We start from the raw sequence: 22,926 nt of genomic DNA, 5'->3' as shown, positions 1-22,926 counted from the left end.
GGCTCAGCCGCGCTGGGCCAGGAAAGCGACGTCCACCAGCTCGCCGGCCTCGATCTGCTCGACCTCCTCGGGAACCACCACCAAGCAGTTCGCCTCGGCCAGCGTGGCCAACAGGTGCGACGAGGTGCCGCCGGTGGCCCCGAGCACCTGCACCAGGTAATCGCCGCTGTCCTCGTCGCGCATCAGCTGGCCCCGCAGGAAGCCCTTGCGCCCGGGCATCGACGCGATCGGGCCCAGGGTGCGGGCCCGCACCATCCGGCGCATCGGCTCACGCTTGCCCAGCGACAGCCGGATCAGCGGACGGATCATCACCTCGAACACCACCAGCGCACTGACCGGGTTGGTGGGCAGCAGGAAGGTCGGCACCCCCTCGGGGCCGAGCTGACCGAATCCCTGCACCGAACCGGGATGCATGGCGATCCGGGCGACCTCCATGTCCCCCAGGTCAGAGAGCACCGCACGCACCTCGTCGGCCGCCGCACCGCCGACCCCACCGGCGATCACCACCACCTCGGACCGAGTGAGCTGGCCCTCGACCACCTCACGCAGCTTCTTGGGGTCATTGCTGACGATGCCGACGCGGTTCACCTCCGCGCCGGCGTCCCGGCCGGCAGCGGCCAGCGCGTAGGAGTCGACGTCGTAGACCTGCCCATTGCCGGGCGTCCGGTTGACGTCGACCAGTTCGCCGCCCACCGCCAACACCGACAGGCGCGGGCGCGGGTGCACAAGCACGCGGTCACGCCCCACCGCCGCCAACAAGCCCACCTGGGCGGCGCCCACGACCGTACCGGCACGCACCGCGACATCACCGGGCTGCACGTCATCGCCTACGCGCCGCACATAGTCGCCCGGACGGACGCCGCGGAGCACCCGCACCCGAGAGGTGCCGCCATCGGTCCAGCGCAGGGGCAGCACCGCATCGGCCAGGATCGGCATGGGCGCTCCGGTCTGAATCCGGGTGGCCAGCTTCGGCTGTAGCCGGGTGGGGGTCCGCGCTCCTGCCTCGATGACACCCAGTACCGGCAGTGTGACGACCGCGTCATCGCGCCCGCCCGCACTCTCACCGATCGCGTCCGCGCCCAGCACGTCGACACTGCGCACCGCATACCCGTCGATGGCGGCCTGATCGAAGGCGGGCATGGGCCGCTCGGCAACCACCTCTTCGGCGCACATCAATCCCTGCGCCTCGGCGATCGCCACCCGGACCGGGCGGGGCGCCACCGCGGCAGCCGCGACCCGGGCCTGCTGCTCCTCAACCGAACGCACGGTGTGCCTTTCTCCGTTGCAGCGTCGGTCCAATGCGGGCTGACGTCAGCTCAGTTCTCCGCCAGGCCCAGTCGCGCGACCAACCACCGACGCAGATCCGGACCGTAGTCATCGCGGTCCAGGGCAAAGTCAACCGCAGCTTTGAGGTAGCCGCCCGGATTTCCCAGATCGTGTCGCGAGCCCCGGTGCACCACCACGTGTACCGGATGCCCCTCGGAGATCATCAGCGCGATCGCATCGGTGAGCTGTACCTCGCCACCCGCGCCGCGGTCGATGCGCCGCAAGGCGTCGAACACCGCCCGGTCCAGCACATAGCGGCCAGCGGCGGCATACATCGACGGCGCATCGCCGGTCTTGGGCTTCTCGACCATCCCTTTGACCCGCATCACGTCGGGGTTGTCGGCGTCGGGCAGCGCCTCGACATCGAAGACCCCGTAGGCACTGACCTCCTCGGGGGTGACCTCGATGGCGCACAGCACGGTGCCGCCCCGGCGGGCCCGGACCTTGGACATGGTCTCCAGCACACCGGTGGGCAGCACGAGATCGTCGGGCAGCAGCACCGCGACCGCGTCCTCGTCCGGGGACAGGGTGGGCTCGACACAGCTGATGGCATGGCCGAGGCCCAGCGGCTCGGCCTGCACCACCGACTCGACCTTGATGAGTTCCGGGGCGCGACGGACCTTCGCCAGCATCGCCTTCTTGCCGCGCGCCTCCAGCGTGCCTTCCAGCACCAAGTCTTCGACGAAGTGCGCGACCACGCCGTCCTTACCTTCGGAGGTGACGATCACCAGCCGCTCGGCGCCGGCCTCGGCCGCCTCGGCGGCCACCAGCTCGATACCGGGGGTGTCGACGACAGGCAGCAGCTCTTTGGGCACCGTCTTGGTGGCGGGCAGGAAACGGGTCCCCAAACCGGCCGCCGGCACAATGGCGGTGCGGGGAATGGGGACCTTCGGCGTGGGCATTGCTCACACGATAACCGCAATCAACTTGACGTCGGCTGGCGGTGGGCGAGCCGTAGCTGACACTCTGGTTGCCGTGACCGACGACGCGGTGGTGGCTGCCAAGTCTGCGTTGCGGGCACGACTGCTCGCCGAAAGACGAGCACTGCACCCGCAGGCGCACGCCGCCGAGGCCGCGGCGCTGGCCGGACACCTCGAAGCGCTGGCGCGCGACGGCGACACGGTCTGCGCTTATGTGCCGGTGGGCAGTGAGCCAGGCTCCCCCGTGATGCTTGCCGCGCTGGCACGTCGTGGCGTACGGGTGCTGGTTCCGGTGGTCCGCACGGAGGACGACGGCACTCCCCTGGCTCTGTGGTGGGGCCGATTCGAGCCGGATTCGCTCACCAGCGCCCGGTTCGGCCTACTCGAACCACCCGCCCCGTGGCTGCCGCCGCAGACGCTGGCCGAGGCGGACCTGATCGTGGTGCCGGCGGTGGCCGTCGACCGCCGGGGGATGCGGCTGGGCCGCGGCGCCGGCTTCTACGACCGCTCGTTGCCCTGGCGCCGGCCGCAGATCCCGCTGGTCGCCGTCGTGCGCGACGCTGAACTGCTCGACACCGTGCCCGCGCAGGCCCACGACGTGCCGATGACGCACGCCCTCACGCCGGGGCTGGGCCTGGTGGACCTGGGCTGAGCCGGCGCGGCCGGGAATGAGGCCAGGAATGAGGAAGGCCACATAGTGGTTCTGGCACTTAGCACGGTAGAGTGCTAATCCGATTGTTCGATCCACGGAGGTTCACGTGCCCACCTACAGCTATGCCTGCACCGAGTGCAGCAACCGCTTCGACGTGGTCCAGGCCTTCACCGACGATGCACTGACCACGTGCGAGCAGTGCAACGGTCGGCTGCGCAAGATCTTCGGCAAGGTCGGCGTGGTCTTCAAGGGCAGCGGCTTCTACCGCAACGACAGCCGGGAAGCGGGCAAGTCGACGTCGAACGGCTCGGGAACCAGCAGCAGTGCCGCCGCCTCCACGTCCTCCAGTGACTCCAGCAGCGGGTCGAGCGACAGCAGCGCCAAACCGGCCGGCGACGGTGGTAGCAAGTCCGGCGACAGCACCAAGGCCAGCACCACCCCAGCCACGGCCACCACCGCCAGCTGACCCGTTATCCACAGGCCGGCGCCCGGACCGACGATCCGCGGCGGACCGGCCGCTTAGCGTGAGGCCATGGCCGGCTCGCTCAACCCCACCCTGATCAGCCGGGTCACGCAGGCTCTGCACCCGGACTGGACCCGTACGGTGCGGGCACGCCGGGTGACAGCGGGAGCGCTGGTGGTCCTGGCCGGAGTCGCGGCACTGCGCTCCGACCCGCACAGCGACCGGGTCGACGTCGTGGTGGCGGCTCGCGACATAGCACCCGGCACCACCGTGACCCGCGACGACGTCTTACTCGAAAGCCGCTCTGCCCAAACAGTTCCCGACGGCGCCGTCACCGAGGTGGCCGCGGTGGCGCAGGCCACCTTGGCGGGTCCGGCCCGCCGTGGAGAGATCCTTACCGACGTTCGCCTGCTGGGTAGTCGACTCACCGAGGCAACCGCCGGGCCTGGGGCCCGCATCGTGGGCGTGCACCCTGCCGACGCCGCCCTGATCGACTTGGTGCGGCCCGGCGATGTGGTGGATGTGGTGACGGCCGGACCAGATGATTCGGCCGGTGCATCCCCGCCCGCGCAGGTGCTGGCCAGCGGCGGAATCGTGGTTCTGGTGTCCGACAAACACAATCACGACGACCGGGTGGTGCTGGTGGCGTTGCCGGCCACCGCCGCGGTGGCGGTGGCCGGCGCCACGCTGGGTCAGGCCATCACACTCACCCTGCGCTGAACGGCCTCAGGCGGCTGGCTGCGAGCTGGCGCAGAACTTGCACTTGGTCGCTTCAGCGGCGATCTCGGACGTGCACTCCGGGCAGGCCTTGGTCGGCGGCTCGTCGCCGAACACCGACTTTCCGCGCCGCTTTTGGATGTGCTTGTAGGGCAACACGATGAAGAAATAGATGGTCGCCATGAACACGATGAAGTAGATGATCGCCGAGATAAACGCGCCGAGGTCGACGAACGTCGCCTCATTGCCGGCCTCCCCCAACTGATAGCCCAATCCGAGCCCGCCGGTATTCGGCTGAGTGGCCGAGACCAACGGGTTGATCACCGATTTGGTGAAGGCTTCGACCAGGTTGGAGAACGCCAGCGCGACGACCAGACCAATGGCAACGGTGATGACGTCATCACGCATCAGGAAATTCTTGAACCCCTTGAGCACCGCAACTCCCCTTCCGTACGGATGCACTGCGAAGCGGCGCCACGCCGCTCACGGCGAACCGTAGTAGCCGCCGTCGGGTGCGTACGAGGGATTTCGAGAAGTTGAATCTCAACCGTGATGTGGCGGCACGTTGTCGCGCAGCCACCGGTCGCGTTCGGCGGCCTCGCGGGCCTCGTCCGGGTCACGCTCGTCGGACGACGCCTGATGCTCTTCGAGGCCGGGCATGCTCGCCCTAGATCTCCAGGCTGGACAGCTGGCCGATGATCGCCGCCGCCAGTGGATTGAGCGTCGCCATCCCGTCACGCACCGCCGCGCGGGACCCGGCCAGGTTGACCACCAGGGTGCTGCCGGAGACCCCGGCCAGACCGCGTGACAGGCCGGCTTCGGCGATCCCGGCCGATAAGCCGGACGCCCGCAACGCCTCGGCGATGCCGAGCAGCTCACGGTCCAGAATCTCGCGGGTGGCCTCGGGTGCGACGTCGCGCGGGGTGACCCCGGTGCCGCCGACCGAAACCACCAGGTCGACCCCGCCGATCACGGCGGTGTTCAGCGCATTGCGGATCTCCACCTCGTCGGCGGCCACGGCGACCACACCGTCGACCATGAATCCGCCTTCGGCCAACAGTTCGGTCACCAAAGGGCCGTTATGGTCTTCATCGCCGTGGGCGGTGCGGTCGTCAACGACGACCACGAGTGCGCGGCCGGCCAGTTCTCGGGACTGCTCCATGGGTGCAACCGTATATCCGGATTGCGACACCGGACTCACCAACCCGCCTACTGCTGCGCTTTGCCCAGCGTGACCTGCGCGGTCTTAGACGCTCCGGCGGCATCGAGATAGGTCAGCGTCACCTGATCACCGGGTGCCTTGGAGCGCACCGCGGCCACCAGAGCATCGGCGCTGCCAATGGGTCGCTTGTCGAACGCCGTCACCGTCGCGCCCTCGGGCAGACCGGCCTTGGAGGCCGCCTCACCAGGCACCACCTCGACGATCTTGGCGCCGTGCAGGCTGCGCTCACTGGTGACGCGCACCCCCAGCGAGGCGTGGGAGGCGGTGTGATCCGGCGAGTTGATGAGCTCATCGGCGATCCGTTTGGCCTGGTCCACCGGGATCGCGAAGCCGAGGCCGATCGAGCCGCTCTGGGCGTCGGCGGAATCTCCGCCCATGGTGGCGATCGCGGAGTTGATCCCGACCAGGTCGCCGTTCATATTGACCAGCGCACCGCCGGAGTTACCCGGGTTGATGGCGGCGTCGGTCTGGATCGCGTCCAAGACGGTGTTCTGGTTGCCCGCCTCGCCGCTGGTGGAGACCGGACGGTTCAGCGCGCTGACGATCCCCGTCGTCACGGTGCCCTCCAGGCCAAGCGGCGAGCCGACCGCCACCACGTTCTGGCCCACCCGCAGGTCCGCTGAGGAGCCGATGGTGATCGGGGTCAGATCCGAGACGCCCTGGGCGCGCACCACCGCGATGTCGCTGGCCGGATCGGTACCCACCACCGTGAACGGGGCGGTCCGTCCGTCGGCGAAGGTCACCATGGTCTTCGGCGCCGACTTAACGCCAGGGTCAGGTTTGCTGCCGGGATCGGGCTTGGTGCCCGGGTCGAGTTTGCTGCCCGCGTCGGCCCTGGCAGCCGCTGCGGCAACGACGTGGTTGTTGGTCAGGATCAGTCCGTCAGCCGACAAGATGATGCCCGACCCCTCCTCGGACTGGCGGCCCAGATCGGTCTCCAGCATGACGACACTGGGCACCACCTTGGCGGCGACCTTCTCCACCGAACCGTCCGGCAGATTCACCGCGGCCGGTACCCCCGGGGCCTGAATGCTCGACGTGGGGCCGTTGGCGGCAGGCTTGCGCTCGGAATGCAACGCCGAACCGACCACGCCGCCCAGCACACCCGACATCGCCGCGATGGCGACCGCCCCCATCACCAGTCCCCCGGTACGAGAGGAACGCCGCTGCGGAGCCCCGCCCGCGCCAGGACGGCCATAGGTGGCGTCATAAGCCGAACGGTAGGTGGCCTGCTGGTGCGGCTGGGCGTAGCGCCAGTCGTAGGGCGGGGGGTAGGAGCCCTGGGCGCTACGTCCCGGGTAGCCGGAGTGCCCGCCCTGATTGGTCGCCGGAGCGCCGGTCGGGGTGGACCGTTCCGGTTGCTGAGGCGGCGGGGGGTACCCGGGGTAATTCGTCATGTTTGTTGCCTACTCCTAGGGACACGACTTGAGGCGACGTTGCCTCACCACCATGCCTACATGGACTGAGAAGCGCCTGTGACTGCCGAGGCCAGTACCGGTTGCGCCGACGTGGGACCGCCGGGCAGCACCATCCGGAACGCTGTACCAGGCGGATGCCCGCCGGGTCGGGTCTCACCGATGGTGATCGCCCCACCGTGTTTGAGCACCACCTGTTTGACGATCGCCAGGCCCAGTCCAGACCCGGGCATGGCGCGGGCCGAGTCCGAGCGGTAGAAACGCTCGAAGACCAATTCCCGTTGACTCTCCGGGATCCCGGGCCCCTCGTCGGAGACGATCATCTCCATGTGCGTCGGGTCGAGCTGGCGCATCCGCAGACCCACGACACCACCCGCCGGACTCCACTTCGCCGCATTGTCGAGCAGGTTCAGCACCGCACGCGACAGACCTGCGGCGTCGCCGTAAACGCACCACGGCACCACCTGGATTTCGAATTCGATGTCGTTGCGGCGCCGCCGGACCCGCTCCATGCTGCGGTCGACGACTTCGGTGATGTCCACCTGCTCGTAGGCGACCTCGCGCTGGTCGTCGCGGGTGAGGTCCACCAAATCGCCTACCAGAGTTGACAGTTCCTCGATCTGGCCGATGGCGTCGGCACGCAGTTCGGCCATCTCCTCCTCGGGCAGCTGCGGAGCTCCCGGTGCCGCCGAGGCCATCAGCAGCTCGACGTTGGTGCGCAAGGACGTCAGTGGGGTCTTAAGTTCGTGTCCGGCGTCGGCCACCAGTCGTGCCTGCCGCTCGCGTGACTCGGCCAGTGCCCGCAACATGGCGTTGAACGCCTCGGTGAGCCGGGCCAACTCGTCGCTGCCGTAGACCGGTATGGGTCGCAGGTCATCGGTGCGCGCCACGCGTTCGGCGGCCTCGGTCAGGCGGCCTACGGGTCTGAGCCCAGCTCTGGTGACCATTCCGCCGGCCACCGCGGCAACCACCACACCGACGCCGCCGACCACCAGCAGCACCCAGCGCAGCTTCATCGTCACCGCACGAGTGGGCGCGAGGCTCTTGGAGATCAGCAGTGTGCTGCCGTTGGGCAGATGTACCGCCAGCACCCGCTGACCTGAAGCGGTGCGCCGGGACAGGAAAAGCTCGCCGCGGATCACGGCCTTCTCCTGCTGCCCGACCGGCAGCCGCTGCCCGGGCTGGTTGGCGGTATAGATGGAGCGCCCCGGATTCACCAGCATGGCGTTGACGTCGGAGTACGCGGTGCCCTCGATCGCCTTACGCGGATCGGCGGCCAACGAGCCACTGGCGATCAGCATCTCGGCGCGACTCTGCAGCTGATTGTCGATGTCGTTGTAGAGCGCTGCCGAGATCACCGCATAGACAGCCACCGCCATCAACACCACCACCAACGCCACCATGGACATCGCCAGCAGCATCACCCGCCAGCGCAGCGACAGTGAAGTGTTCTTCGCCTCTTCACCCGGCCGGCGGCGGAACGATTGCATCAGGGGGGAGTCTCACGAAGCACGTAACCCACCCCGCGGACGGTGTAGATCAGCCGCGGCTCCCCTTCGGCTTCGGTCTTGCGGCGCAGGTATCCGATGTAGACCTCCAGCGCATTGCCCGAGGTGGGGAAGTCGAAACCCCACACCTCCTCGAGGATGCGGCTGCGGGTCAGCACCCGGCGCGGGTTGGCGATCAGCATCTCCAGCAGCGCGAACTCGGTGCGGGTCAGGCTGATCTGCCGGTCGCCACGAGTGACCTCGCGGGTCACCGGGTCCAGGGTCAGGTCTTCGAACGACATCGCCACGGAGTCGGACAGGTCCTCGGCGGTGGTGCGGCGCAGCAGCGCCCGCATCCGCGCCAGCAGTTCCTCCAGAGCGAACGGCTTGGGCAGGTAGTCGTCGGCGCCGGCATCCAGGCCGGCGACCCGCTCGGACACCGAGTCACGCGCCGTCAACACCAGGATCGGCAAGTCGTCACCGGTGCTGCGCAACTGACGGCAGACCTCCAGTCCGTCCAGCCGCGGCATCATCACGTCCAAGATCATCGCGTCCGGACGCTCGCTGGTGATCGCCTCCAGCGCCTCGACGCCGTCGGTGGCCAGCGAGACCGAGTAACCATTGAACGACAAAGACCTACGCAACGACTCGCGCACAGCGCGATCGTCATCAACAACCAGTACCCGGGTAGCCATGGGTGCTATCCAATCATCCGAAAGGCGATCTGGAGGGTCAGGAGCCGATCGTGTCGGAGTCTATTTAGCGGCGATCCAGGTCAATGAGGCCCAGGCGTGCGGCTTTGAGCAGGCGACGCGGAATCTTGTGGGCGCGGCCGGCGACGGTCACGTTGACCAGGCCGGTTGCCTCAGCCTTCCACTGCGCGCGGCGACTACGAGTGTTCGCACGCGACATCCTGCGTTTCGGCACGGCCATGGTCGAGCCTCTCCTGTTGTTGGCATAGTGCCGCTCGAATTCCAGCGGCGGGACTATCCGAAAGGATAGCCGGTGACCAGCGTCGGCTCCAAAATTACGGGTCCGGCGGTTCAGCGAGCCTCGACGAAGGAGAGGCGAAACTGGGACCGCCGCATTGGTACCGCGGTTCAGCGAGCCTCGACGAAGGAGAGGCGAAACTGGGACCGCCGCACAGGCCCGGCGGTCCCGCGAGGCTCGAAGACGGGCCCGGTGCGGCTCGCCGGACCTTGACGCGGCACCCGCGGTACCGGCTAACCTACCGGTTGGTTGAGGGATGGGATGTGGGGATGACAGCAGCCGTTCGGATCGGTAACTGCTCGGGGTTCTACGGCGACCGCCACGCCGCGATGTACGAGATGCTCACCGGCGGCCAACTGGACTATCTCACCGGTGACTACCTGGCCGAACTGACCATGCTGATCCTGGGCCGCGACCGGATGAAGCACCCGGAGCGTGGCTACGCCAAAACGTTCCTGACCCAGCTCGAACAGTGCCTCGGGCTGGCCGTGGACCAGCGTGTGCGCATCGTGGCCAACGCCGGCGGACTCAATCCGGCCGGCCTGGCCGACGCGGTGCGTGAGCTGGCGCAACGGCTCGGCATACCGGCCCGCGTCGCTCACGTCGAAGGCGACGACCTGCTGCCGCGTGCGGCAGAGCTGGGGTTGGGCACCCCGCTGACCGCCAACGCCTATCTGGGCGCCTGGGGAATCGCCGAGTGCCTGGCCGGCGGAGCCGACGTGGTGATCACCGGCCGCGTCACCGACGCCTCGGTGATCGTGGGGCCCGCGGCCGCCCACTTCGGCTGGAGCCGAACGGACTATGACCAGCTCGCCGGGGCGGTGGTTGCCGGCCACGTGATCGAGTGCGGCATTCAGGCCAGCGGCGGCAACTACTCCTTCTTCACCGAGATTCCCACCGAGAAGCTGCTGCATCCCGGATTCCCGCTCGCCGAGATCCACGCCGACGGCTCCTCGGTGATCACCAAGCACGCCGGCACCGGCGGACTGGTCAGCGTCGACACCGTCACCGCGCAGCTGCTCTATGAGGTGACCGGGGCGCGCTACGCCAATCCCGACGTCACCGCGCGGATGGACAGCATCGAGCTGAGTTCAGACGGACCGGACCGGGTACGGATCTCCGGTGTGACCGGCGAAGCACCGCCACCCACCTACAAGGTGTCGCTGAACAGCATCGGCGGATTCCGCAACTCCACCACCTTCGTGCTGACCGGTCTGGACATCGAGGCCAAGGCCGAGCTGGTGCGCAGCCAGCTCGAAGCGGCCATGACCGTGCGGCCGGCCGAGCTGCAGTGGACACTGTCGCGCACCGACCACCCCGACGCCGACACCGAGGAAACCGCCAGTGCCCTGCTGCACTGTGTGGTGCGCGACCCCGACCCGGCCAACGTGGGCCGCAGGTTCTCCGCCGCCGGTGTCGAGTTGGCGCTGGCCAGCTACCCCGGTTTCTGCGTGACCGCCCCGCCCGGTGACGGCCAGGTCTATGGGGTGTTCACCCCGGGATACGTCGATGCCACCCAGGTGCCTCATGTCGCCGTGCACGCCGACGGGACTCGGGTGGACATCCCGTCTGCCACGCAGACCCTGGAACTCGCCGCGGCTGCCGAGCCGGAGCTGCCCGAGGCGCTACCGGCCGGCCCCAGCCGTCGGTCGCCCCTGGGGGCGATCGCCGGCGCCCGCAGCGGCGACAAGGGCGGCTCGGCCAACGTCGGAGTCTGGGTTCGCACCGAGGAGCAGTGGCGCTGGCTGGCCCACACCCTGACTACCGAGAAGCTGCGCGAACTGCTGCCCGAGACCGCCGCCTTGCCGGTCACCCGCCATCTGCTGCCGAAACTGCGCGCGGTGAACTTCGTCATCGAGGGCATCCTCGGGCAGGGCGTGGCCTACCAGGCTCGTTTCGACCCGCAGGCCAAGGGACTGGGCGAATGGCTGCGTAGTCGTCATCTTGAGATACCCGAACAGCTGCTGTCAGAAGGGGAACTGTGAGTATCTGGACCACCAGCGAGCGCCTGGCGCTCCGCAAGACTGTTCGGGGCTTTGTCGAACGCGAGATCCTGCCGCACGTCGACGAGTGGGAACGCTCGGGCGAACTACCCCGCGAACTGCACCACAAGGCCGCAGAGATAGGCCTGCTGGGTGCGGGCTTCCCCGAAGAGGTGGGCGGCAGCGGCGGCGACGGCGCCGACGCGGTGATCGTCTGCGAGGAGATGCATCAGGCCGGCGCACCGGGCGGGGTGTTCGCCTCGCTGTTCACCTGCGGTATCGCCGTACCGCACATGATCGCCTCGGGTGATGCTCGGCTGATCGAGGAGTTTGTCCGGCCCACGCTGGCCGGCGAGAAGATCGGTTCGCTGGCCATCACCGAGCCCGGCGGCGGCTCGGATGTGGGGCACCTGCGCACCACGGCACGCCTGGACGGGGACCACTACGTGGTCAACGGCTCCAAGACCTTCATCACGTCCGCGGTGCGCGGTGATTATGTCGTCACCGCGGTGCGCACCGGCGGGCCGGGGGCGGCCGGGGTGTCGCTGCTGGTGGTCGAGAAGGGCACACCGGGCTTCGAGGTGAGTCGCAAGCTGGAAAAGATGGGGTGGCGCTCTTCGGACACCGCCGAGCTGTCCTACGTCGACGCCCGGGTTCCGGTGGCGAACCTGGTCGGTGCCGAGAACACCGGTTTCGCCCAGATCGCCGGGGCCTTCGTCTCCGAGCGGGTCGGACTGGCCGCCCAGGCCTACTCCAGTGCGCAGCGCTGCCTGGACCTGACCCTGGCGTGGTGCCGGGACCGCGAAACGTTCGGGCGGCCGTTGATCTCGCGGCAGGCGGTGCAGAACACGCTGGCCGAGATGGCCCGACGCATCGACGTGGCCCGGGTCTACACCCGCCACGTGGTCGAGCGTCAGCTAGCCGGCGAATCCTTCCTGATCTCCGAGGTGTGCTTCGCCAAGAACACCGCGGTTGAGGCGGGTGAATGGGTGGCCAACCAGGCGGTGCAGCTGTTCGGCGGTATGGGTTATATGGCCGAATCCGAGGTGGAGCGTCAGTATCGGGACATGCGCATCGTCGGCATCGGCGGAGGAACCACCGAGATTCTGACGTCACTGGCCGCCAAGACCCTGGGATACCAATCATGATTACTCCCCCTCCTCCGCATCGCTCCGCAGGCTCCGCTCTGAATCGTCGGGGGCGGCTATGACCACGCTCAAATCCACTCTCGATCCGACGTCCCCCGCCTACACCGAGGCGGCGTCGGCGCTGAACGACAAGCTCGCCGAGATCGACGCCGAGCACGCCAAGGCGCTCGCCGGCGGCGGACCCAAGTACGTCGAGCGCCACCACGCCCGCGGCAAGCTCACCGCCCGGGAGCGCATCGAAGCTCTGGTCGACGCCGATTCACCCTTCCTGGAGCTGTGCCCGCTGGCGGCCTGGGGCAGCGCCTTTCACGTCGGAGCCAGCGTAGTCACCGGGATCGGCGCGGTCGAAGGCGTGGAGTGCATGATCATCGCCAATGACCCGACCATCAAAGGCGGCACGTCCAACCCATGGACGCTGCGCAAGATCCTGCGGGCCAACAAGATCGCGTTGGAGAATCGGCTACCGCTGATCTCTCTGGTGGAATCCGGTGGAGCAGACCTGCCCACCCAGAAGGAAGTCTTCATCCCCGGCGGTCAGATGTTCCGCGACCTGACTCGCCTGTCGGCCGCGGGTATCCCGACCATCGCGCTGGTGTTCGGCAACTCCACCGCGGGCGGGGCCTACGTGCCGGGCATGTCCGATCACGTGGTGATGATCAAAGAGCGGTCCAAGGTATTCCTGGCCGGGCCTCCGTTGGTGAAGATGGCCACCGGCGAGGAGTCCGACGACGAGTCGCTCGGTGGCGCCGAGATGCACTCGCGCACGTCAGGTCTGGGCGATTACCTGGCCAATGACGAGCTCGACGCGGTGCGGATCGGCCGGCGGATCGTGGCCCGGCTGAACTGGACCAAGAAGGGCCCCAAGCCCGCGCCGGTGACCGCGCCGTTGTTCGACTCCGAAGAGCTGATCGGCATCGTGCCCGCCGACCTGCGCATTCCGTTCGATCCGCGCGAGGTGATCGCCCGGATCGTCGACGGTTCCGATTTCGACGAGTTCAAGCCGCTCTACGGGTCGTCCTTGGTGACGGGCTGGGCCCGGCTGCACGGTTATCCGATCGGCATCCTGGCCAACGCGCGCGGCGTGCTGTTCAGCGAGGAATCCCAGAAGGCCACCCAGTTCATCCAGTTGGCCAACCGCTCCGATACGCCACTGTTGTTCCTGCACAACACCACCGGCTACATGGTGGGCAAGGACTACGAGGAAGGCGGCATGATCAAGCACGGGTCGATGATGATCAACGCGGTGTCCAACTCGAAGGTGCCGCACATCTCACTGCTGCTCGGCGCGTCCTATGGCGCCGGGCACTACGGCATGTGTGGGCGCGCCTACGATCCCCGTTTTCTGTTCGCCTGGCCGTCCGCCAAGTCCTCGGTGATGGGTGGGGCCCAGCTCGCGGGCGTGCTGTCGATCGTGAACCGGGCGGCCACCGAGGCCCGCGGGCAGCAGGTCGACGAGCAGGCCGACGCCGCCATGCGCGCCATGGTCGAAGGACAGATCGAAGCCGAGTCGCTGCCGATGGTGCTGTCGGGGATGCTCTACGACGACGGTGTCATCGATCCCCGCGACACCCGCACCGTCTTGGGAATGTGTTTGTCCGCCATAGCCAGTGGCCCAATCGAGGGGACGTCGAACTTCGGCGTCTTCCGGATGTGAGGACTCGCATGATCAGCACTGTTTTGGTGGCCAACCGCGGCGAGATCGCCCGCCGGGTCTTCGCCACCTGCCGCCGGCTGGGCCTGGGCACGGTCGCGGTCTACACCGACCCCGACGCCGGCATGCCGCACGTCGCCGAAGCAGACGCAAAGGTGCGTCTGCCGGAGACCACCAGCTACCTGTCCGCCGAGGCGATCATCGCCGCGGCCCGCGCCGCCGGCGCCGACGCCATCCATCCGGGCTACGGATTCCTCTCCGAGAACGCCGGCTTCGCCGCCGCCGTGCAGGCAGCCGGCCTGACCTGGATCGGGCCGCCGGTGGCCGCGGTCACCTCGATGGGCTCCAAGATCGAATCCAAGAAGATGATGGCCGCCGCCGGCGTACCGGTTCTCGAGGAGCTCGACCCGGCTACCGTCACCGCCGCTCAACTACCGGTGCTGGTGAAAGCCTCCTCGGGTGGCGGCGGCCGCGGCATGCGGGTGGTCAGCGAATTATCTTCCTTGGCAAGCGAAGTGGAAGCCGCCCAGCGTGAGGCGGCCTCGGCCTTCGGTGACCCGACGGTGTTCTGCGAGCGCTATCTGCCTACCGGGCACCACATCGAGGTGCAGGTGATGGCCGATCAGCACGGCACGGTGTGGGCGGTCGGTGAGCGCGAGTGCTCGATTCAGCGCCGCCACCAGAAGGTCATCGAGGAGGCGCCGTCGCCGCTGGTGGAGCGCACCCCCGGGATGCGCGACAAGCTGTTTGAAGCCGCCCGACTGGCGGCTGCCGCCATCGGCTACACCGGCGCGGGAACCGTGGAGTTCCTGGCCGACGAGGCCGGCGAGTTCTACTTCCTGGAGATGAACACCCGGCTCCAGGTCGAGCACCCGGTCACCGAGGAGACCACCGGCGTGGACCTGGTGGAACTGCAGATCGCAGTGGCCGACGGGGCCCGGCTCGACGCCGAGCCGCCGGCCGCGCGCGGGCACTCGATCGAGGTGCGCCTCTACGCGGAGGACCCCGCGCAGGGCTGGCAACCGCAGGCCGGGCACGTGGCTGCTCTCGACGTACCGGGCGTGGCGACGCAGTTCGAGACGCTGTCCCGGCGCACCGGGGTCCGGCTGGATTCCGGCATCGTCGGCGGGTCGACGGTGTCCATTCACTACGATCCGATGCTGGCCAAGGTGATCAGCTACGCACCGACGCGCCGACAGGCCGCGACGGTGCTGGCCGGCGCATTGGCACGCACCCGGCTGCACGGGCTGCGCACCAACCGTGACCTGCTGGTCAATGTGTTGCGCCATCCAGCCTTCCTCGACGGCGCCACCGACACGGCGTTCTTCGACACCCACGGCCTGGCGGAGTTGTCGACGCCGCTGGCCGACGCCACGACGGTGCACAACAGCGCTATCGCGGCCGCCCTTGCCGACGCCGCGCACAACCGGTCCACCGCCCAGGCCTTCGGTTCCATCCCCGGCGGATGGCGCAACCTGGCTTCGGGTTTCCAGTCCAAGGGTTACCTCGACGACTCGGGCGCCGAGATTGGCGTCGAATACCGTTTCACCCGAACGGGATTGATCGTCAACGGTGACGTCACACTGATCTCGTCCACACCGGATCAGGTGGTGCTGGCCGACGCGGCCGGCGTGGCCCGCACCTTCACCGTCGCCCGGTACGGTGCCGACATCTACGTCGACTCCCCATCCGGTGGCGTCCACCTGGTGGCGTTGCCCCGGTTCGGAGACCCCGAATCGGCGGTCGCACAGGGTTCACTGTTGGCACCCATGCCCGGCAACGTGATTCGGCTGGGCGCAGCCGTCGGCGACCAGGTGAGCGCAGGCCAGCCGCTGATCTGGCTGGAAGCCATGAAGATGGAGCACACCATCACCGCGCCGTCTGATGGGGTACTGACCCAGCTCGACGTCAAGCCCGGCGACCAGGTTGAGGTCGGCGCCGTGTTGGCGCGGGTCGAAAAGCCTGAAACAGCATCCGAAGCAGAAGGAGATTCCTAATGAGCGACACCAGCTTTATCGAGAACGACGAACGGCGCGCGCTGCGCGAGGCCGTCGCCGCGATGGCCTCGAAGTACGGCCAGGACTATTACCTGGAGAAGGCCCGTGCCGGCGAGCACACCGACGAGCTGTGGAACGAAGCCGGCAAACTCGGTTTCATCGGCGTCAACCTGCCCGAAGAGTACGGCGGCGGCGGCGCCGGCATGTACGAACTGTCGCTGGTCATGGAAGAGATGTCGGCCAACGGCTGCGCCCTGCTGATGATGGTGGTCTCCCCCGCCATCAACGGCACCATCATCTCCAAGTTCGGTACCGACGAGCAGAAGCAGCGCTGGATTCCCGGTATCGCCGACGGCTCGCTGACCATGGCGTTTGCCATCACCGAGCCCGACGCGGGATCGAACTCGCACAAGATCACCACCACCGCACGTCGCGACGGGTCCGACTGGATCCTCAAGGGCCAGAAGACCTTCATCTCCGGCATCGACCAGGCTCAGGCGGTGTTGGTGGTCGGCCGCAGCGAGGACGCCAAGACTGGAAATCTTCGCCCCGCGCTGTTCGTGATCCCCACCGACACCCCTGGTTTGAGCTGGACCCCGATCGACATGGAGATCATCAGCCCGGAGCGCCAGTTCCAGGTCTTCCTCGACGATGTTCGGCTGCCGGCCGACGCGCTGGTGGGTTCCGAGGACGCCGCGATCGCGCAGCTGTTCGCCGGACTCAACCCGGAGCGGATAATGGGCGCCGCCAGCGCGGTGGGCATGGGCCGCTTCGCGATCGGCAAGGCCGTCGACTACGTCAGCACCCGCCAGGTGTGGAAGACCCCGATCGGCGCGCACCAGGGCCTGTCTCATCCGCTGGCCCAGAACCACATCGAGATCCAGCTGGCCAAGCTGATGATGCAGAAGGCCGCGACACTCTATGACGCCGGCGACGACTTCGGCGCTGCCGAGGCGGCCAACATGGCCAAGTACGCGGCCGGTGAGGCGTCGACCCGCGCGGTCGATCAGGCCGTGCAGTCCCTCGGCGGCAACGGCCTGACCAAGGAGTACGGCATCGCCGCCGCGGTGACCGCGTCCCGGCTGGCACGGATCGCGCCGGTGAGCCGCGAGATGATCCTCAACTTCGTCGCGCAGACGTCGCTGGGCCTGCCCCGGTCGTACTGATGGACACGCTGGTCACCTACACAGGGCCGGAGCACACCGGCGACGGCTCGGCCCGGTTGACGCTGGACTCGCCGCACAATCGCAACGCGCTGTCATCGAAGTTGGTCGCTCAACTGCATGCCGGTCTGCGCGACGCCGCGGCCGACCCGGACGTGCGGGTGGTGGTGTTGAGCCACACCGGCAACACGTTCTGCGCCGGGGCGGACCTCAGTGAGGCCACCGGCGGCGACCCCAACGATCTGGCCGCCGACCGGGCCCGCGAGCTGGCGGCCCTGCTGCGCGCGATTGTCGAGTCGCCGCGACCGGTGATCGCGGCGGTGGACGGCCACGTGCGGGCCGGCGGCATGGGCCTGGTGGGCGCCTGCGATCTCGCGGTCGCCGGCCCGGCCAGCACCTTCGCCCTCACCGAGGCCAGGATCGGGGTGGCGCCGTCGATCATCTCGCTGACCCTGCTGCCCAAGCTGTCCCCGAGGGCGGCGGCGCGGTACTACCTAACCGGTGAGAAGTTCGGCGCGGCCGAGGCCGCGGCCATCGGGTTGATCACGCTGGCCGTTGAGAACACAGCGGATGTCGACGCCGCGGTGGCCACGCTGGTCGGTGACATGCGGCTCGGGTCTCCGCAGGGCCTGGCAGCGTCCAAGGCGCTGACCACCGCGGCGGTGCTGGCCGGCTTCGATCGGGACGCGGAGCCGCTGAGCGTGGCTTCGGCGCGGATGTTCGTGTCCGACGAGGCCCGTGAAGGCATGCTCGCCTTCCTGCAGAAGCGCCGGCCCCGCTGGGCCGAGTAGAGCCAATTTCCCCGCTCGGGTTGCGCCTCCTGCGGTTAGTCGTAGGCTGTATCCCCAAATGGGGAACTCAACCCGGCGTGCCGACGACACCGAAGGCACCCCGTCGCGCGCCGCGGACACCGACCGGATCCAGTTGGCGCAGCTGCTTGGCGACGCCGTCGCACACGGTCAACTCCCGATGAGCGAATACGAGGCACGGCTCGCGAAGGCCTACGCAGCGCAGACCTACGACGAGCTCGACGGCCTTCGGGCCGACCTGCCGGGGTCCTCGGTCTGCCCGCACCGCGGCGGGGACTGTAAACCGGCGCCGTCCACCCTGCTGCTGGCGATCATGAGCTCCTTCGAGCGGCGCGGCCGATGGAACGTCCCCAAAAGACTGACCACGTTCTCGCTGTGGGGCGGCGGGGTCATCGATCTGCGCTACGCCGACTTCACCTCACCGGATGTGGAGATCAACGCCTACTCGATCATGGGCGGGCAGACCATCCTGCTGCCGCCCGAGGTCAATGTCGATATCCACGGCTACGGCGTGATGGGTGGCTTCGACCAGCAGGTCGAGGGCGCGGGGACCCCGGGCGCTCCCACGGTCAAGGTGCGCGGATTCTCACTGTGGGGCGGCGTCGGAATCAGGCGTAAGAACCGCAAACCCCGCGGCTGACCGATATTTTCGGGGCTCCGATTCTTCGACGCGCGCGGCGACGCAGGCGCACACTTTGATCATGAATGCACCCGCACCGCGTCGCGTGCTGCGCGGTCTGTCTGACGTACGCGCGTTTTTTCACACGAACACCACTCCGCTGTATTTCATCTCGCCCACGCCATTCAACCTGCTGGGTATCGACCGCTGGGTGCGCAACTTCTTCTACCTGACCTACTTCGACTCTTTCGAGGGCACGCATTCACGGGTCTTTGTGCCCCGGCGACGAGACCGCCTCGATTTCGATTCCATGGGCGATGTGTGCAACCACCTATTGTCGGATCCCGAGACGCTGGAGTTCATCGGGGGCAGGGGCCCCGGCGGCAAGGCCTGCTTCGTGATGATGGAAGAAGAGACGCAGACGCTCGCACGCCAGGCCGGCCTGGAGGTCATGCACCCCAGCGTGGAGCTGCGCAATCGACTGGGTTCGAAGACCATCATGACGCGGCTGGCCGATGCGGCCGGCGTGCCCAGTGTGCCGCACACGATGGGGCGAGCCGACTCCTACGACGACCTGCTGGCACTCGCGCGTGACGCTGGATTGGGAGACGACCTCGTTATCTCCATCCCGTATGGAAACGCCGGCAGCGGGACGTTCTTCGTGCGCAGCCAGTCCGATTGGGACCAGCACGCCGCAGAGCTGAGGTCGCAACAGGAATTCAAAGTCATGAAGCGCATCCGCAATGTCGAGGTGTGCATCGAAGGCGCGGTGACTCGCCACGGCACGGTGATCGGGCCCGCGATGACCAGTCTCGTCGGCTATTCGGAGCTGACTCCGGTTCGCGGCGCCTGGTGCGGCAATGACATCTGGCGCGACGTGCTCCCGCCGGATCAGACCCACACGGCGCGAGAAATGGTGCGCACACTGGGCGACATCCTGAGCAGGGAGGGCTACCGCGGCTATTTCGAGGTGGATCTGCTGCATGACCTGGACTCCGGTGAGCTTTATCTGGGCGAGGTCAACCCGCGGCTGTCCGGGGCGAGCCCGATGACGAATCTGACCACCGAGGCCTACGCGGACATGCCGCTGTTCCTGTTCCACCTGCTGGAGTTCATGGACGTGGAGTACGAGCTGGACATCGACGCGATCAACGCCCGCTGGGAGTGTGGCTACGGCGAGGACGAGGTCTGGGGCCAGGTGATCATCAACGAGACCTCGCCGGACGTCGAACTCTTCACCGCGACGCCGCGCACCGGGGTGTGGCGCATCGACGACGACGGCCGGGTGTCCTTCGCACGGTCCGCGAACGACTGGGCCACCCTGCTCGACGGGTCGGAGGCGTTCTACATGCGCGTCGCTGCACCCGGCGACCTACGCTCCGAGGGCGCCCAACTGGGTGTACTCATCACCCGCGGCCACCTGCAGACTGCCGACTATCGGCTGACCGAACGCTGTCAGCGCTGGGTCAACGGCATGCGCGCGAAGTTTGTCTCTACACCCCTGACACCGGCGGCACCGATATGCTCCCGGCTCGTCGCGCGAGCGTGAGAAACTCAGTCCCAGAAGGGATCTCACTGGACAACTGGCTCTCGGAGCCGTACGCGCAATGGTCTTTTCAGCATGTCCACGATTTTGTGGCCACCGCGGTGATCTCGCGGGGCACCGGTCCCGTCGCGCAGTTGCCCGCTGCCGGCACCGAGTTGGCCGCGATTCCGGTGACCGCCTCCGACGGAACCCCCACCACGGTGGGCGCGATCATGGCCACCACCGCCACTGACGGGTGGGCCATCGCCCACCACGGTGCGCTGGCGGCCGAGGAGTACTTCGGCACACTCAGGCCACCGACCCCGCATCTGCTGTTCTCGGTGAGCAAGTCGATGGTGGCGGCCGTCGTCGGTGCGCTACACGGGGCCGGGGCCATCGACCTTGAGGCGCAGGTGACGGCATACGTTCCCGCGTTGGCGCACAGTGGCTACGCGGGCGCAACAGTGCGCCATCTGCTCGACATGCGCTCGGGTATCGCATTCTCCGACAACTACCTGCACCCGACCGCGGAGGTTCACGCCCTTGACGCGGCAATGGGGTGGGCGACGGGAAAAGGAGACGGCCCCGTCACGCTGCGTGACTTCCTGCTCACGCTGCGGAAGAAGTCGGCGCACGGCGGCCCTTTCGAGTATCGGTCATGCGAGACCGATGTACTCGGCTGGATCTGTGAGGTCGCCGCGGGGCAGCGGATGCCCCAACTCATGGCCGAATTGCTGTGGGGGCCCATCGGAGCGCGCTGCGACGCCACGATCGGCGTCGACGCCGCCGGCACGGGCTTTTTTGACGGCGGCATCAGCGCCTGCCTGACCGACCTGATCCGGTTCGGCTCCGTGTTCTTGAGTGATGGCGTCTCCCTGACGGGCCGCCAGGTAGTGCCGGCGGCGTGGATCGCCGACACCCTCGACGGCGGCCCGGACTCGCGGCAGGCGTTCGCCGCCGGCCCCGATGACACCGGAATGCCCGGCGGGATGTACCGCAATCAGGTGTGGTTTCCCTACCCGGGCAGCAATGTGGTGTTGTGCCAAGGCATGTGCGGCCAGCTGATCTACATCGACCGCGCCGCCGCGATGGTCGGCGCCAAGCTGTCCACCCAGTCCTATGCCGCGGACTCGCGGATGATGTCGGACACGCTGCGCGCCTTCGCTGCCATAGCGAGTGCACTTGACGGGTGAGTCCGGTGCAGCGCCGCTCCGGGCCTAGCCGCGGAACAGGGCCGGGTCGTCAAGTTTGCCCAGCAAGGAGGTCAGCTGGTCCACCAGTTGCTCCGGCGCAAGTCGCACGTCGCCGGCCAACCAGGCGCTGATGGTCTGGGCCACCCCACCGACCACGAAATGGGCCACCGCCTTGATCCGGTCATTGCCCGGCACTCGCAGGACGTTTTGCACATGTCGCCCGGACAACATCGCGAACAGCGCGCTGGACTCCGCGCGCTTGCGCACCAACAGTGCATTGGTCAGCTGCGTGCTGAACAGCATCCTGCCGACCCGGGCGTCACCGGCGATGGCCGCCACCAGGCGGGCCATCCCCGCCCGGGTCTGCTCGGCATAGGGCACTGCCGCCATAGCGGCCTGGGTGCTGGCCGCCAGGTCGCCGACCACCCGGTCGAAGACTGCGGCCACGAACTCGTCCTTGTCGGCGAAGCTCTCATAGAAGTACCGGGAGGCCACGCCGGCCCGGTGGCAGATCCCGCGGACGGTCAGCTCGATCAATTCGCGGGCACCCAGCAGGTCCAGACCGGCCTCCAGCAGGCGCTCCCGGCGCTCGGCGAGCCGGTCGGCTGCTTGCACCCCGCGGTAGGGGCGCTCGGGTACGGCGGAAACCACGTTCACCATCTTGACACCAGGCCCGCGGCTGGGCAATATCAGGAAACCGACGTTCTCACAATTAGCGAGGTGCAGGAATGACAATCAGCGAGCCGATTCCCCTGGTGGAGCGTTCGGTGAACGATTCTCTGACCAAGCACCCCGTTTCACGGCGTCGGTCCTGGCTGCCGCAGGTCGACTGCCACGACAACATGATGATGGGCGTGGCGTTGCTGGCCGGACCGGCCAACGTGATCATGCAGCTGGCACGGCCCGGCGTGGGCTACGGCGTCATGGAGAGCAAGGTCGAAAGCGGCCGGGTGGATCTGCATCCGATCAAGCGGGCCCGCACCACATTCACCTACCTGGTGGTCTCCACGCAGGGCAACGAGACCCAGAAGGCCGCGTTCCGCGAGGCCGTCAACAGCGCCCACCGGCAAGTCCGTTCCACCGCCGACAGCCCGGTGAAGTACAACGCATTCGACCGTGACCTGCAGTTGTGGGTGGGAGCCTGCCTCTACAAAGGCAATGTCGACGTCCACCGGATCTTCCTCGGCGAGATGGACGACGAGCACGCCGACCGGCACTACCACCATGAGGGCAAGGCCATGGCCACCATGCTGCAGGTGCCCGAGGACATGTGGCCGGCCGACCGGGCCGCCTTCGACCAGTACTGGAACGAACAGCTGGAGAAGGTACACATCGATGACGCGGTCCGGGAATACCTGACGCCGATCGCGGCGGCCCGGCTGCGAGGCCTGACGATGCCCGGCCCGCTGCAGCGCGCCAACGAACGGCTCGCACTGCTGATCACCACCGGCTTCCTTCCACAGCGTTTCCGCGACGAGATGCAGTTGCCGTGGGGCCCCGACCAACAGCGTCGTTTCGACCGGTTGATGGGCGCTATCCGCGGGGTCAACAGTGTGCTGCCGCAGTTCTTGCGGGGCTTCCCGTTCAACCTGATCCTGTGGGACCTGGACCGGCGCATTCGGGCCGGTCGCCCCTTGGTCTGACCCC

Annotated in this window: 21 protein-coding genes and 1 pseudogene; 13 read left to right on the top strand and 9 right to left on the bottom strand. The window is 67.8% G+C overall.

Annotated features, from left to right (window positions below; translation table 11 throughout):
- Positions 1 to 3 precede the first annotated feature (3 nt).
- Positions 4 to 1,266: a molybdotransferase-like divisome protein Glp gene (gene glp, locus G6N09_RS12770; RefSeq protein ID WP_083025794.1), complete on the bottom strand. Its 1,263-nt coding sequence runs from the start codon at positions 1,264 to 1,266 to the stop codon at positions 4 to 6.
- Between the two features lie 50 nt (positions 1,267 to 1,316).
- Complete coding sequence (locus tag G6N09_RS12765; RefSeq protein WP_083025797.1) at positions 1,317 to 2,228, bottom strand: UTP--glucose-1-phosphate uridylyltransferase; 912 nt, start codon at positions 2,226 to 2,228, stop codon at positions 1,317 to 1,319.
- A 73-nt stretch (positions 2,229 to 2,301) separates the two neighbouring features.
- Here G6N09_RS12765 and G6N09_RS12760 point away from each other — a divergent pair, with 73 nt between their 5' ends.
- From G6N09_RS12760 to G6N09_RS12750, 3 genes are all read left to right on the top strand, one after another.
- Positions 2,302 to 2,898, top strand: coding sequence for a 5-formyltetrahydrofolate cyclo-ligase (locus G6N09_RS12760; RefSeq protein ID WP_234807003.1), 597 nt, complete (start codon positions 2,302 to 2,304; stop codon positions 2,896 to 2,898).
- A 106-nt stretch (positions 2,899 to 3,004) separates the two neighbouring features.
- Complete coding sequence (locus G6N09_RS12755) at positions 3,005 to 3,364, top strand: FmdB family zinc ribbon protein (protein WP_083025799.1); 360 nt, start codon at positions 3,005 to 3,007, stop codon at positions 3,362 to 3,364.
- 66 nt (positions 3,365 to 3,430) lie between these two features.
- Entirely contained in the window at positions 3,431 to 4,081 is a 651-nt protein-coding gene (locus G6N09_RS12750) for an SAF domain-containing protein (RefSeq protein ID WP_083025801.1), read from the top strand.
- A gap of 6 nt (positions 4,082 to 4,087) precedes the next feature.
- Here the strand turns inward: G6N09_RS12750 and G6N09_RS12745 are convergent, their stop codons facing one another.
- The 6 genes and pseudogenes from G6N09_RS12745 to rpmF form a co-directional block, all read right to left on the bottom strand.
- A complete protein-coding gene (locus G6N09_RS12745; RefSeq protein WP_234807004.1) occupies positions 4,088 to 4,486 on the bottom strand; it encodes a large conductance mechanosensitive channel protein MscL in 399 nt (132 codons plus the stop codon).
- A gap of 259 nt (positions 4,487 to 4,745) precedes the next feature.
- Positions 4,746 to 5,240 (bottom strand): MogA/MoaB family molybdenum cofactor biosynthesis protein, encoded by a 495-nt coding sequence (locus tag G6N09_RS12740; protein ID WP_083025806.1) that lies wholly within the window; start codon positions 5,238 to 5,240, stop codon positions 4,746 to 4,748.
- 47 nt (positions 5,241 to 5,287) lie between these two features.
- The gene (locus G6N09_RS12735) at positions 5,288 to 6,697 is read right to left on the bottom strand and encodes a S1C family serine protease (RefSeq protein WP_083025809.1); all 1,410 of its coding nucleotides are present in this window, start codon (positions 6,695 to 6,697) and stop codon (positions 5,288 to 5,290) included.
- A gap of 113 nt (positions 6,698 to 6,810) precedes the next feature.
- A pseudogene (locus G6N09_RS12730) lies at positions 6,811 to 8,205 on the bottom strand (ATP-binding protein); the annotation flags it as partial.
- A complete protein-coding gene (locus tag G6N09_RS12725) occupies positions 8,205 to 8,897 on the bottom strand; it encodes a response regulator transcription factor (RefSeq protein WP_046190438.1) in 693 nt (230 codons plus the stop codon). The gene G6N09_RS12725 and the pseudogene G6N09_RS12730, both read right to left, overlap by 1 nt.
- A 64-nt stretch (positions 8,898 to 8,961) precedes the next feature.
- Positions 8,962 to 9,135: a 50S ribosomal protein L32 gene (gene rpmF / locus G6N09_RS12720; RefSeq protein ID WP_083025813.1), complete on the bottom strand. Its 174-nt coding sequence runs from the start codon at positions 9,133 to 9,135 to the stop codon at positions 8,962 to 8,964.
- Between the two features lie 326 nt (positions 9,136 to 9,461).
- Between rpmF and G6N09_RS12715 the strand changes: the two genes are divergently transcribed.
- From G6N09_RS12715 to G6N09_RS12675, 9 genes are all read left to right on the top strand, one after another.
- The gene (locus G6N09_RS12715; protein ID WP_083025815.1) at positions 9,462 to 11,177 is read left to right on the top strand and encodes an acyclic terpene utilization AtuA family protein; all 1,716 of its coding nucleotides are present in this window, start codon (positions 9,462 to 9,464) and stop codon (positions 11,175 to 11,177) included.
- Positions 11,174 to 12,322 carry an acyl-CoA dehydrogenase family protein gene (locus G6N09_RS12710; RefSeq protein ID WP_083025818.1) on the top strand — a complete coding sequence of 383 codons (1,149 nt, stop codon included), beginning with the start codon at positions 11,174 to 11,176 and terminating at the stop codon, positions 12,320 to 12,322. The genes G6N09_RS12715 and G6N09_RS12710 overlap by 4 nt, the downstream gene beginning before the upstream one ends.
- Before the next feature lie 58 nt (positions 12,323 to 12,380).
- The gene (locus tag G6N09_RS12705; protein WP_083025820.1) at positions 12,381 to 13,976 is read left to right on the top strand and encodes an acyl-CoA carboxylase subunit beta; all 1,596 of its coding nucleotides are present in this window, start codon (positions 12,381 to 12,383) and stop codon (positions 13,974 to 13,976) included.
- 8 nt (positions 13,977 to 13,984) lie between these two features.
- Entirely contained in the window at positions 13,985 to 15,970 is a 1,986-nt protein-coding gene (locus G6N09_RS12700) for an acetyl/propionyl/methylcrotonyl-CoA carboxylase subunit alpha (protein ID WP_083025823.1), read from the top strand.
- Positions 15,970 to 17,136: an acyl-CoA dehydrogenase family protein gene (locus G6N09_RS12695; RefSeq protein WP_083025825.1), complete on the top strand. Its 1,167-nt coding sequence runs from the start codon at positions 15,970 to 15,972 to the stop codon at positions 17,134 to 17,136. The genes G6N09_RS12700 and G6N09_RS12695 overlap by 1 nt, the downstream gene beginning before the upstream one ends.
- Positions 17,136 to 17,924: an enoyl-CoA hydratase family protein gene (locus G6N09_RS12690; protein ID WP_083025828.1), complete on the top strand. Its 789-nt coding sequence runs from the start codon at positions 17,136 to 17,138 to the stop codon at positions 17,922 to 17,924. Before G6N09_RS12695 ends, G6N09_RS12690 begins: the two co-directional genes overlap by 1 nt.
- Before the next feature lie 58 nt (positions 17,925 to 17,982).
- Positions 17,983 to 18,582, top strand: a complete 600-nt coding sequence (locus G6N09_RS12685) for a DUF1707 SHOCT-like domain-containing protein (RefSeq protein ID WP_083025830.1) — start codon at positions 17,983 to 17,985, stop codon at positions 18,580 to 18,582.
- A gap of 61 nt (positions 18,583 to 18,643) precedes the next feature.
- Complete coding sequence (locus G6N09_RS12680; RefSeq protein ID WP_083025833.1) at positions 18,644 to 20,110, top strand: biotin carboxylase; 1,467 nt, start codon at positions 18,644 to 18,646, stop codon at positions 20,108 to 20,110.
- Positions 20,083 to 21,279: a serine hydrolase domain-containing protein gene (locus tag G6N09_RS12675; RefSeq protein ID WP_083025835.1), complete on the top strand. Its 1,197-nt coding sequence runs from the start codon at positions 20,083 to 20,085 to the stop codon at positions 21,277 to 21,279. The genes G6N09_RS12680 and G6N09_RS12675 overlap by 28 nt, the downstream gene beginning before the upstream one ends.
- A 24-nt stretch (positions 21,280 to 21,303) precedes the next feature.
- Here G6N09_RS12675 and G6N09_RS12670 read toward each other — a convergent pair whose 3' ends face one another.
- Complete coding sequence (locus tag G6N09_RS12670; protein WP_083025837.1) at positions 21,304 to 21,939, bottom strand: TetR/AcrR family transcriptional regulator; 636 nt, start codon at positions 21,937 to 21,939, stop codon at positions 21,304 to 21,306.
- A gap of 68 nt (positions 21,940 to 22,007) precedes the next feature.
- Between G6N09_RS12670 and G6N09_RS12665 the strand changes: the two genes are divergently transcribed.
- On the top strand, positions 22,008 to 22,922 hold the full coding sequence (locus G6N09_RS12665; RefSeq protein ID WP_083025839.1) for an oxygenase MpaB family protein: 915 nt from the start codon (positions 22,008 to 22,010) through the stop codon (positions 22,920 to 22,922).
- The last annotated feature ends 4 nt before the right edge of the window (positions 22,923 to 22,926 follow it).

Source organism: Mycolicibacter minnesotensis (assembly GCF_010731755.1).
Taxonomy (GTDB): domain Bacteria; phylum Actinomycetota; class Actinomycetes; order Mycobacteriales; family Mycobacteriaceae; genus Mycobacterium; species Mycobacterium minnesotense.
Note: the sequence above shows the minus strand (reverse complement) of the source record. Positions and strands in the feature narration are given on the sequence as shown.

What these genes read in the sequence shown, in the direction of transcription:
- G6N09_RS12690 (WP_083025828.1), top strand. Translation starts at nt 17,136, where the DNA reads ATGGACACGCTGGTCACCTACACAGGGCCGGAGCACACCGGCGACGGC.
- G6N09_RS12705 (WP_083025820.1), top strand. Translation starts at nt 12,381, where the DNA reads ATGACCACGCTCAAATCCACTCTCGATCCGACGTCCCCCGCCTACACC.
- G6N09_RS12695 (WP_083025825.1), top strand. Translation starts at nt 15,970, where the DNA reads ATGAGCGACACCAGCTTTATCGAGAACGACGAACGGCGCGCGCTGCGC.
- G6N09_RS12750 (WP_083025801.1), top strand. Translation starts at nt 3,431, where the DNA reads ATGGCCGGCTCGCTCAACCCCACCCTGATCAGCCGGGTCACGCAGGCT.
- G6N09_RS12715 (WP_083025815.1), top strand. Translation starts at nt 9,462, where the DNA reads ATGACAGCAGCCGTTCGGATCGGTAACTGCTCGGGGTTCTACGGCGAC.
- G6N09_RS12680 (WP_083025833.1), top strand. Translation starts at nt 18,644, where the DNA reads ATGAATGCACCCGCACCGCGTCGCGTGCTGCGCGGTCTGTCTGACGTA.
- G6N09_RS12735 (WP_083025809.1), bottom strand. Translation starts at nt 6,697, where the DNA reads ATGACGAATTACCCCGGGTACCCCCCGCCGCCTCAGCAACCGGAACGG.
- rpmF (WP_083025813.1), bottom strand. Translation starts at nt 9,135, where the DNA reads ATGGCCGTGCCGAAACGCAGGATGTCGCGTGCGAACACTCGTAGTCGC.
- G6N09_RS12685 (WP_083025830.1), top strand. Translation starts at nt 17,983, where the DNA reads ATGGGGAACTCAACCCGGCGTGCCGACGACACCGAAGGCACCCCGTCG.
- G6N09_RS12725 (WP_046190438.1), bottom strand. Translation starts at nt 8,897, where the DNA reads ATGGCTACCCGGGTACTGGTTGTTGATGACGATCGCGCTGTGCGCGAG.
- G6N09_RS12675 (WP_083025835.1), top strand. Translation starts at nt 20,083, where the DNA reads ATGCTCCCGGCTCGTCGCGCGAGCGTGAGAAACTCAGTCCCAGAAGGG.
- G6N09_RS12765 (WP_083025797.1), bottom strand. Translation starts at nt 2,228, where the DNA reads ATGCCCACGCCGAAGGTCCCCATTCCCCGCACCGCCATTGTGCCGGCG.
- G6N09_RS12665 (WP_083025839.1), top strand. Translation starts at nt 22,008, where the DNA reads ATGACAATCAGCGAGCCGATTCCCCTGGTGGAGCGTTCGGTGAACGAT.
- G6N09_RS12745 (WP_234807004.1), bottom strand. Translation starts at nt 4,486, where the DNA reads ATGCGTGATGACGTCATCACCGTTGCCATTGGTCTGGTCGTCGCGCTG.
- G6N09_RS12670 (WP_083025837.1), bottom strand. Translation starts at nt 21,939, where the DNA reads ATGGTGAACGTGGTTTCCGCCGTACCCGAGCGCCCCTACCGCGGGGTG.
- G6N09_RS12740 (WP_083025806.1), bottom strand. Translation starts at nt 5,240, where the DNA reads ATGGAGCAGTCCCGAGAACTGGCCGGCCGCGCACTCGTGGTCGTCGTT.
- G6N09_RS12700 (WP_083025823.1), top strand. Translation starts at nt 13,985, where the DNA reads ATGATCAGCACTGTTTTGGTGGCCAACCGCGGCGAGATCGCCCGCCGG.